9 protein-coding genes are annotated in these 10,126 nt (G+C 58.9%); 7 read left to right on the top strand and 2 right to left on the bottom strand.

The genetic code is table 11. The features are described from left to right. Positions 1 to 115: 115 nt before the first annotated feature. The 4 genes from ACRESJ_RS00880 (at position 116) to ACRESJ_RS00865 (ending at position 3,529) form a co-directional block, all read left to right on the top strand. A complete protein-coding gene (locus ACRESJ_RS00880; protein WP_431756191.1) occupies positions 116 to 1,081 on the top strand; it encodes an L-carnitine dehydrogenase in 966 nt (321 codons plus the stop codon). Positions 1,082 to 1,216: 135 nt separating this feature from the next. Continuing rightward, on the top strand, positions 1,217 to 1,693 hold the full coding sequence (locus ACRESJ_RS00875) for a thioesterase family protein (protein ID WP_431756190.1): 477 nt from the start codon (positions 1,217 to 1,219) through the stop codon (positions 1,691 to 1,693). A gap of 12 nt (positions 1,694 to 1,705) precedes the next feature. Further along, positions 1,706 to 2,869 (top strand): gamma-butyrobetaine dioxygenase, encoded by a 1,164-nt coding sequence (locus ACRESJ_RS00870; RefSeq protein ID WP_431756189.1) that lies wholly within the window; start codon positions 1,706 to 1,708, stop codon positions 2,867 to 2,869. Between the two features lie 393 nt (positions 2,870 to 3,262). Continuing rightward, on the top strand, positions 3,263 to 3,529 hold the full coding sequence (locus tag ACRESJ_RS00865; RefSeq protein ID WP_431756188.1) for a hypothetical protein: 267 nt from the start codon (positions 3,263 to 3,265) through the stop codon (positions 3,527 to 3,529). Between the two features lie 88 nt (positions 3,530 to 3,617). Here the strand turns inward: ACRESJ_RS00865 and ACRESJ_RS00860 are convergent, their stop codons facing one another. Together ACRESJ_RS00860 and ACRESJ_RS00855 are read right to left on the bottom strand one after the other, a co-directional pair. Continuing rightward, positions 3,618 to 4,721 carry a GlxA family transcriptional regulator gene (locus ACRESJ_RS00860; protein ID WP_007975492.1) on the bottom strand — a complete coding sequence of 368 codons (1,104 nt, stop codon included), beginning with the start codon at positions 4,719 to 4,721 and terminating at the stop codon, positions 3,618 to 3,620. A gap of 539 nt (positions 4,722 to 5,260) precedes the next feature. Further along, on the bottom strand, positions 5,261 to 6,637 hold the full coding sequence (locus ACRESJ_RS00855; RefSeq protein WP_431756187.1) for an L-serine ammonia-lyase: 1,377 nt from the start codon (positions 6,635 to 6,637) through the stop codon (positions 5,261 to 5,263). A 439-nt stretch (positions 6,638 to 7,076) separates the two neighbouring features. Here ACRESJ_RS00855 and ACRESJ_RS00850 point away from each other — a divergent pair, with 439 nt between their 5' ends. The 3 genes from ACRESJ_RS00850 to choV all read left to right on the top strand — a co-directional run bounded on the left by ACRESJ_RS00850 (position 7,077) and on the right by choV (position 10,109). Beyond that, on the top strand, positions 7,077 to 8,024 hold the full coding sequence (locus tag ACRESJ_RS00850; protein ID WP_431756186.1) for a choline ABC transporter substrate-binding protein: 948 nt from the start codon (positions 7,077 to 7,079) through the stop codon (positions 8,022 to 8,024). 64 nt (positions 8,025 to 8,088) lie between these two features. Further along, positions 8,089 to 8,934 (top strand): choline ABC transporter permease subunit, encoded by an 846-nt coding sequence (gene choW / locus ACRESJ_RS00845; protein WP_431756185.1) that lies wholly within the window; start codon positions 8,089 to 8,091, stop codon positions 8,932 to 8,934. Next, entirely contained in the window at positions 8,931 to 10,109 is a 1,179-nt protein-coding gene (choV, locus tag ACRESJ_RS00840; protein ID WP_431756184.1) for a choline ABC transporter ATP-binding protein, read from the top strand. The genes choW and choV overlap by 4 nt, the downstream gene beginning before the upstream one ends. Positions 10,110 to 10,126 lie beyond the last annotated feature (17 nt).

The following is a 10,126-nucleotide window of genomic DNA, read 5'->3' as shown; positions in this document are numbered from 1 at the left end:
GTAGGAGCTGCCGAAGGCTGCGATCTTTTGACTTTGCTTTTTGAACATCAAGATCAAAAGATCGCACCCTTCGGCAGCTCCTACAGGGATCACCGAATTCTCTTAGGAAGGTGTCATGAGCTTTATCACCGAAATCAAAACCTTCGCAGCCCTGGGCAGCGGCGTCATCGGCAGCGGTTGGGTGTCCCGCGCCTTGGCCCACGGCCTCGATGTGGTGGCCTGGGACCCTGCACCCGGCGCCGAAGCCGCGCTGCGCAAACGCGTCGCCAATGCCTGGGGTGCGCTGGAGAAAAAAGGCCTGGCGCCCGGCGCCTCGCAAGATCGTCTGCGCTTTGTCGACACCATCGAAGAGTGCGTACGCGATGCCGATTTCATCCAGGAAAGCGCCCCCGAACGCCTCGAGCTGAAACTGGAACTGCACAGCAAAATCAGCGCTGCGGCCAAGCCTAATGCCTTGATCGGCTCCAGCACCTCCGGCCTGCTGCCAAGTGAGTTCTACGAGAGCGCCACCCACCCGGAACGTTGTGTGGTCGGTCACCCGTTCAACCCGGTTTATCTGTTGCCTCTGGTGGAAGTAGTCGGCGGCAAGAACACTGCTCCCGAAGCCGTGCAGGCGGCCATGCAAGTCTACGAATCCCTTGGGATGCGCCCGCTGCATGTGCGCAAGGAAGTGCCGGGCTTCATCGCCGACCGCCTGCTCGAAGCGCTATGGCGTGAGGCTCTGCACCTGGTCAACGACGGTGTGGCGACCACCGGTGAAATCGACGATGCCATTCGTTTTGGCGCAGGTCTGCGCTGGTCGTTCATGGGTACCTTCCTGACCTACACCCTGGCCGGTGGCGATGCCGGTATGCGTCACTTCATGGCACAGTTCGGCCCGGCATTGCAGTTGCCATGGACCTATCTGCCGGCGCCTGAACTGACTGACAAACTGATCGATGACGTGGTGGATGGCACCAGTGATCAACTGGGCAAACACAGCATTTCGGCGCTGGAGCGCTATCGTGATGATTGCCTGATGGCGGTGCTGGAGGCGGTGAAGACCACCAAGGCCAAACATGGCATGAGTTTCAGCGAGTAATCGGTCAGCAGGACTGGCCCTATCGCCAGCAGGCTGGCTCCCACAGGGGTTTTGCGGTGTACCCCAATCCACTGTGGGAGCCAGCCTGCTGGCGATGACGAACGCCCAATCACCACCTGTTCTGGATCAGACATCATGCCCACCCTCACCACCTACCAAACCCGCATCATCCCCGACTGGGTCGACTACAACGGTCACCTGCGCGATGCGTTCTACCTGCTGATTTTCAGCTACGCCACCGATGCGCTGATGGATCGTCTGGGCATGGACAGCAACAACCGCGAAGCCAGCGGCAACTCGCTGTTCACCCTGGAACTGCACCTCAACTACCTGCACGAAGTGAAACTCGACGCCGATGTCGAAGTGCGCACGCAGATCATCGGCCACGACAGCAAGCGCCTGCACCTCTACCACAGCCTGCATCTGGCAGGCGACGACAAGGAGTTGTCCGGCAACGAGCAAATGCTGATGCACGTCGATCTGGCCGGGCCGCGCTCCACTCCGTTCAGCGAGTTGACCCTGGGCAAGCTGCAAGCCATCGTCGCCGATCAGGCCCACCTGCCTGCCCCCGCATACATTGGCCGAGTGATCGCGTTACCCCCAAAAAAATAACAAGGAGATTGCATGAACACCGCCGCCGCTTTTGCCGACTTCCGTACTTATCCGTTGATCAGCGCGCTGACAGGCGTGCAGGCGATGGCGGATCGTGTTCTGGTGAAGTGGGCCGATCAACGTGTCAGCCCCTTTCATCATCAATGGTTGCGGGATAACTGCCCGTGCCCGCAATGTGTCTACACCGTCACCCGTGAGCAGGTACTGGAAATTGTCGACGTGGCTCAAGAGCTGAAGCCCGACGGCGTGCACGTCGACACCGAAGGTTGCCTGGCGGTTGATTGGCAGGATGGCCATATCAGTCGCTTCGACCCAGGCTGGCTGCGCGCCCATGCGTACGACGATGAGTCCCGCGCTGAGCGTCAGGCCGGCAAACCGAAAGCGAAACTCTGGGATAGCGATCTGAGGCTGCCGGTGTTCGAGTATCAGGCGCTGATGAACGACAACGACGCCCTGCTGCAATGGCTGCTGGCGGTACGCGATACCGGCCTTTCCCAAGTGCGCGGGGTACCCACTGAACCCGGCTCGCTCAAACTGATCGCCCAACGGATTTCCTTCATCCGCGAAAGCAATTTCGGCGTGCTGTTCAACGTGCAATCCAAGGCCGATGCGGACAGCAACGCCTACACCGCTTTCAACCTGCCGTTGCACACGGATTTGCCCACCCGCGAGCTGCAACCGGGGCTGCAATTCCTGCATTGCCTGGTCAACGATGCCGAGGGTGGGGAAAGTATTTTTGTCGACGGTTTTGCCATCGCCGACGCCTTGCGCCGGGAAGATCCCGAGTCCTTCAAAAGCCTGTGCGAGATCCCCGTGGAATTTCGCAACAAGGACCGTCACAGCGACTATCGCTGCCTCGCTCCGATCATCGCGCTAGACACCCTGGGGAACGTGTCGGAAATCCGCATGGCCAACTTTTTGCGCGGCCCGTTCGATGCGTCGGTGGAACAGATGCCCAAGCTCTATCGCGCCTATCGCCGCTTCATCGCCATGACCCGCGAGGACCGCTTTCGTGTGATTCAAAGGCTCAATCCGGGTGAACTCTGGTGCTTCGACAACCGGCGTACCCTGCACGCGCGCAATGCCTTTGATCCAGCGACCGGGGCTCGGCATTTCCAAGGTTGTTATATCGACCGCGATGAGTTGTTGTCGCGCATCCTCGTGTTGCAACGGTAGACCGCGTCATCGTTCTTCGCGGGCAAGCCACGCTCCCACAGGATCCGGGGTTGTCACAGATTTTGTGTACGACGCCGGACCTGTGGGAGCGGGCTTGCCCGCGAAGGCGTCAGTTCAGACGACAGATTCCTCAAGGATTCACACGCAAAAAAAAACCCCGATCAAGCCGTGACATGACCGAGGCAGAGGGTACTGTTGAGGAGCCGCAGCGCTTGGGTGACCAAACCTTCGTGAAGCGAGCTGAGTCCAGTGTGCCCACTCCCCAAACAGCAAAGATGCCCGAAAGCGACGTGCTCATAGTCAGTAATGACATTGCGACAAATCGCCCTTGATGCCACTGCATGCCACTACCAGAATCGAGCCAGACCCGTTCCCAGAAGAAGGATTAGCGCCATGATGCACGCCGACTTGATTGACCAGGAAGACCTGTTGGGCCATCTCATTTCATTGGGTTTTCAGGTTCCGAACGGCTCCACCGCCGAGCAGGCCTGTGAGATCGCGGTACGCGGTTTGAACAATGAGCGGGCCATCGTGCTGCGCACCATGGTCAAGCAGATGTACACCAGCAGCGCGACCATCCTGCCGGCCGTGCGCCAGGCCATCGACAAGCAGCTACTGCCGGCATTGGCCGATTACCAGCAAAGCCATTCCGGCCGCTAAAAAGCAAAAGATCGCAGCCTTCGGCAGCTCCTACACACGATCCCTGTAGGAGCTGCCGAAGGCTGCGATCTTTTAATCGCGCCTCGGTTTAGAGCCTTACACTGGCAAACGTCGACTCATTACGCGCCTGGCTCAGCGCCGACAACGGCCCGGACAGCGGCGACAGCACCAGGGCTTGCGGCAGTGGCATCATCGCCACTTGCTGCGTGGTATTGGAGCCTACGCGCTCGTCACGCGGTGGAATGCCGAAGTATTCGCGGTAGCACTTGGAGAAGTGCGGCGTGGATACAAAGCCACAAACCGACGCCACTTCGATGATCGACATCGGCGTTTGCTTGAGCAACTGCCGTGCGCGGATCAGACGCAGCTTGAGGTAGTAACGCGACGGCGAGCAGTGCAGGTATTTCTGGAACAGCCGCTCCAGCTGGCGTCGAGACACGGCGACATACACCGCCAACTCGTCTAGATCGATCGGCTCTTCGAGGTTGGCTTCCATCAGCGCGACGATTTCCTGCAACTTCGGCTGATTGGTACCCAGCATGTGCTTGAGCGGTACACGCTGGTGATCCTGTTCGTTACGAATGCGCTCGTAGACGAACATCTCCGAGATTGCGGCAGACAGTTCACGGCCGTGATCACGGCTGATCAGGTGCAGCATCATGTCCAGCGGCGCGGTGCCACCGGAGCTGGTGAAACGGTTACGGTCGAGAGTGAACAGGCGGGTACTCATGGCCACCCGTGGAAACGCTTCCTGCATCGCAGCCAGGCATTCCCAATGCACGCTGCAATCGAAACCGTCGAGCAAACCGGCGCAGGCCAGGGCCCAGCTGCCGGTGCAGACCGCGCCGAGGCGACGGGACTGACGCGCCTGGCTTTGCAGCCATGAAACGTGTTCGCGGGTAACAGTGCGCTGAATACCGATACCGCCGCAGACGATCACGGTGTCCATGGGCGGGGCTTTGTGCATCGAGGCGTCGGGGGTGATCTGTAGACCATCACTGGCCCAAACCTGGCCGCCATCGACGGTGAGGGTGGTCCAGCGATACAGCTCGCGACCGGACAACTGGTTGGCCATGCGCAGCGGTTCCACTGCGGAAGCCAGGGAAATCAGCGTGAAATTGTCCAACAGCAGAAAGCCGATGGATTGAGGCGCACGGTTCTGGGGTTGGGCCCCGGAGTTGAACGTCGTCATCGCGGTATCTCCTCACACAAAGCGGGTGATGGCCTCAGGCGGAGGCTCTTGTTATTGCCATCGCTCTCATGTGGGAGACGGCTTTGTAATGACAGAGCAATTGCCATGCCTAAAGTTGAATAGCCATTCAATAACTCCTGAAAACGACGTCGGAATGTGTCTGTATATGACGCGCAAGGAGTGGGGTTTTAAATGGCCATCAGTACTGACAAGTGCCATACCTTAAGTGCGGTGAGCAGATCGGTAGCACTTGTGGGAACTGGGTTGCAGGCAACCTGGGAAGAGTGTCACCCAAGGCACGGGGTGACGGGTGGTCGGAGCACCGATTGTACCCGCCCCTGGATGAGAGCATTTATCTGTTAGCGACGCGCCAAAAGATGGCGCGTTTTGGTGCGGGTGTTCGATTTACGCGCAGTTTTGACTGGTCTGACGCTATCGCTGGCAAGCCAGCTCCCACAGGGTTGGTGGTGCGTTCAAGATATCAGCTCCACCAGAGAACCTGTGGGAGCTCGCTTGCCAGCGATGAAGTCCGCGCGGTCTCAACACTCAACGGCACTCACCGCCAACCCACCGCGCGAAGTCTCCTTATATTTGTCATGCATATCAGCACCGGTATCACGCATCGTACGAATCACCCGATCCAGCGAGATAAAGTGCTGACCATCACCACGCAACGCCATCTGCGCTGCGTTGATTGCTTTCACCGCCGCAATCGCATTGCGCTCGATACACGGCACCTGCACCAGGCCGCCCACCGGATCACAGGTCAGTCCGAGGTTGTGCTCAAGACCGATTTCCGCCGCATTGCACAATTGCTCAGGCGATGCGCCAAGGATCTGCGCCAATCCCGCCGCCGCCATGGCGCAGGCTGATCCGACTTCACCCTGGCAACCGACTTCGGCACCAGAGATCGAGGCGTTTTTCTTGCACAGAATCCCCACCGAAGCAGCACCGAGCATGTAGTCGACGACATTGGCGTCGGTCACGTCTTCGCTGAACTTCATAAAGTAGTGCAACACCGCAGGAATGATCCCCGCCGCGCCGTTGGTCGGCGCCGTGACCATGCGCCCACCGGCGGCGTTTTCTTCGTTGACCGCCAGAGCGAACAGGTTGACCCACTCCATGGCGCTCAGCGTCGAGCCGATCACATTGGGCTTGTTCAACTCCTGCAAGCTGCGGTGCAACTTGGCCGCGCGACGACGCACATTCAGGCCACCCGGCAGGATGCCTTCGTGCTTGAGGCCGTGATCGACGCAGTCCTGCATGGCGCGCCAAAGCTTCATCAGGCCGCTGCGGATTTCTTCTTCGCTGCGCCAGACTTTCTCGTTGGCCATCATCAACTCGGCCACGCTCAGGTTGTGTTTTTTGCAAAGCTGCAGCAGCTCGGCGGCGCTGGAAAAATCGTAAGGCAAGACGGTGCTGTCCAGGTCGACGACGCCGCTGGATGCCTGGGCCTCGTCGACGACAAAACCGCCGCCAACAGAATAATAAGTGTCGCGGTGCAGCTCGCCGTCAGCGCCTTCGGCAACCAGGGTCATGGCGTTGGGATGGAATGGCAGGTTTTCGTCGATCAGGCGCATGTCCCGCGCCCAAATGAATGGCACCTCCAAACGACCGTCGAGCAGCAGCGTGTCGGTTTCGCGCAGGGTCGCGATGCGGATGCCGATTTGCGACGGATCGATCGCGTCCGGCCACTCACCCATCAAGCCCATGATCACTGCGTTGTCGCTGCCGTGACCGATGCCGGTCGCCGAGAGCGATCCATAGAGCTGAACCTCGACGCGCTGCACGCGCTCAAGCAACCCGCGTTCACGCAAATCCTGCACGAACAGCGCCGCCGCGCGCATCGGTCCCACGGTGTGAGAACTGGAAGGGCCGATACCGATTTTGAACAGGTCGAAAACACTGATAGCCATTACTGCAGAACTCCTGGATGGACCAACGCCAGGCGCCAGAAGCGCCCGGTGGCGGAGCTGCTACGCTCAAGCTGCAATCCGCCGGGATGGCTGCATCATCCGGCTTTTGTGGTGTCGTTCGACGTCTCGGACCGACGCACTCTTGTCCACGAACGCCGTGTGCGTTTTGCGCCATGTTTTCGCGGTTTTTTGCCGGTGCAGAAGGGGAAAAGGGCCTGAAAAAATCTGTAAACGACGTCACCGACACTGGATGCGACCATCCCTGTACTGGTTACGACGCACCCTGTAGGCGTCAGATTTTCACTGGTACATGATCTTATTCGACTCGATTGCAAAGGCGCTGCGGTAAGCCGTCACAAGAACGCCACCCAACCGCAACCTATAAGTGCGGTAGTCCAAGTCGGAACACTGCCAAAAAAAAACACCAAGGAGTCCATTCATGAAAGGTTCCCAGTCGTTGTTGTTGGCCGCCATGCTTAGCCTGCCGGTTCTGGCGCAAGCCGCTGAACCTGCACAGTGCAACACCGTAAACTTCTCCGATGTCGGCTGGACCGACATCACGGCCACAACCGCCACCACCAGCGTCGTGCTCAACGCGCTGGGCTACAAGACCAAAACCACCATGATTTCCGTTCCGGTGACCTACAAGTCCCTGGCCGACGGCAAGAACATGGACGTTTTCCTCGGCAACTGGATGCCGACCATGGAAAACGACATCAAGGCCTACCGCGACGCCGGCACCGTGGACACCGTGCGCACCAACCTCAAGGGCGCCAAATACACCTTGGCCGTGCCTCAAGCCCTGTACGACAAAGGGCTGCATGACTTTGCCGACATCGCCAAATTCAAGAAAGAACTCGACGGCAAGATCTACGGCATCGAGCCGGGCAACGACGGTAACCGCCTGATCCAGAGCATGATCGACAAGAACGCCTTTGGCTTGAAAGACGCCGGTTTCAAGGTCGTCGAATCCAGCGAAGCCGGGATGCTGTCGCAAGTCGACCGCGCACAGAAACGCGACACCGCCGTGGTCTTCCTCGGCTGGGCGCCGCATCCAATGAACAAGCGCTTCAAGATTCAATACCTCACCGGTGGCGACGATTTCTTTGGCCCGGATTTCGGCGCCGCCACCGTAGCGACCAACACCCGCAAGGGTTACGCCGAGGAATGCAGCAACGTGGGCCAGCTGTTGAAAAACCTGGAGTTCACCGTCGACATGGAAAGCGAACTCATGGGCAACATCCTGGACGACAAGATGAAGCCTGACGCGGCCGCCAAGGCCTGGCTGAAAAAGAATCCACAGGTGCTCGATACCTGGCTCGCTGGCGTGACCACCACTGACGGTAAACCTGGCCTGGAAGCCGTGAAAGCCAAACTAGCGCAGTAAATCGTTTATGCCGGGCGGTTCGCCGCCCGGGCTGTTTATTCCTTGCATGCGGACGTTCACTACCATGCTGATTGATCAGAAAATACCCTTAGGCCAGCACATCGCGAGCTTTGTCGAATGGCTGACGCAACACGGCGCCAGCACTTTCGACGCCATCGCCGTATCGCTGGAAACGATGATCCACGGCGTGACTTTCGCGCTCACCTGGTTCAACCCCTTTGTCCTTATCGGCCTCATCGCCATCCTGGCCCACTTCATCCAGCGCAAATGGGGCCTGACCGCCTTTGTCATTGCCTCCTTTCTGCTGATCCTCAACCTGGGGTACTGGCAGGAAACCATGGAAACCCTCGCCCAGGTGATGTTCGCAACCCTGGTGTGCGTGGTCATCGGCGTGCCGTTGGGCATCGTCGCGGCGCACAAGCCGATGTTCTACACTTTAATGCGTCCGGTACTCGATCTGATGCAGACCGTACCGACCTTCGTTTACCTCATTCCTACCCTGACCCTCTTCGGTCTGGGTGTGGTCCCAGGCCTGATTTCGACGGTGGTGTTCGCGATTGCCGCGCCCATCCGCCTGACTTACCTGGGTATCCGCGATGTCCCTCAAGAACTGATGGACGCCGGCAAGGCCTTCGGCTGCTCGCGTCGCCAACTACTGACACGGATCGAACTGCCCCACGCCATGCCGAGCATCGCGGCCGGCATCACCCAGTGCATCATGCTGTCGTTGTCGATGGTGGTGATCGCGGCACTGGTGGGCGCCGACGGACTGGGCAAACCGGTGGTCAACGCACTGAACACTGCTGATATCGCCCTGGGCTTCGAAGCGGGCCTGGCGATCGTACTGCTGGCGATCATGCTCGACCGTATTTGCAAACAACCCGACGCCAAAGTAGGGGGTGACGCATGAGCATTATTCGCTTCGAAAACGTCGATGTCATTTTTTCCAAGGATCCGCGCGAGGCTCTCAAGCTGCTGGATCAAGGCATGACGCGCAACGAAATCCTGAAAAAGACCGGGCAGATTGTCGGCGTTGAAAAAGCCAGCCTGGATATTGAAAAAGGTGAAATCTGCGTGCTGATGGGCCTGTCCGGCTCCGGCAAATCCAGCCTGCTGCGCTGCATCAACGGCCTCAACACCGTCAGCCGCGGCAAGCTGTTCGTCGAGCACGAAGGCAAGCAGATCGATATTGCTTCCTGTTCTTCCGCCGAACTGAAAATGATGCGCACCAAGCGCATTGCGATGGTGTTCCAGAAGTTTGCCCTGATGCCTTGGCTCACCGTGCGCGAAAACATCAGTTTCGGCCTGGAGATGCAAGGCCGTCCTGAAAAGGAACGCCGCAAGCTGGTGGATGACAAGCTTGAACTGGTGGGCCTGAGCCAATGGCGCAACAAGAAACCCGATGAACTGTCCGGTGGTATGCAGCAACGCGTGGGCCTGGCCCGTGCGCTGGCGATGGACGCTGACATCCTGCTGATGGACGAACCGTTCTCGGCACTCGACCCGCTGATCCGCCAAGGCCTGCAAGACGAACTGCTGGAACTGCAACGCAAGCTGCACAAGACCATCGTGTTCGTGAGCCACGACCTCGACGAAGCCCTGAAACTGGGCAGCCGTATCGCGATCATGAAAGACGGCCGGATCATCCAGTACAGCAAGCCGGAAGAAATCGTCCTCAACCCTGCGGACGATTATGTGCGGACCTTCGTGGCCCACACCAATCCGCTGAACGTACTGTGCGGTCGCAGCCTGATGCGCACCCTGGACAACTGCAAACGCATCAACGGCTCGGTATGCCTCGATCCAGGCGGCGATTCGTGGCTGGACCTGGCTGAAGGCAACACCATCAAAGGCGCACGCAAGAACGGCTCGAGCATGGACCTGCAGAACTGGATGCCGGGGCAAGCCGTCGAAGGCCTGGAACGCAAGCCGACTCTGGTGGACTCCAACATCGGCATGCGCGACGCGCTGCAGATTCGTTATCAAACCGGCAACAAGCTGGTGCTGCACGATAACAACCATGTGGTGGGGATTCTTGGTGACAGTGAGCTGTATCACGCACTGCTCGGCAAGAACCTGGGGTAAGGCCACAGATGCAAAAA

Source organism: Pseudomonas sp. (assembly GCF_050739655.1).
In the GTDB taxonomy this organism is placed as follows: domain Bacteria; phylum Pseudomonadota; class Gammaproteobacteria; order Pseudomonadales; family Pseudomonadaceae; genus Aquipseudomonas.
Note: the sequence above shows the minus strand (reverse complement) of the source record. Positions and strands in the feature narration are given on the sequence as shown.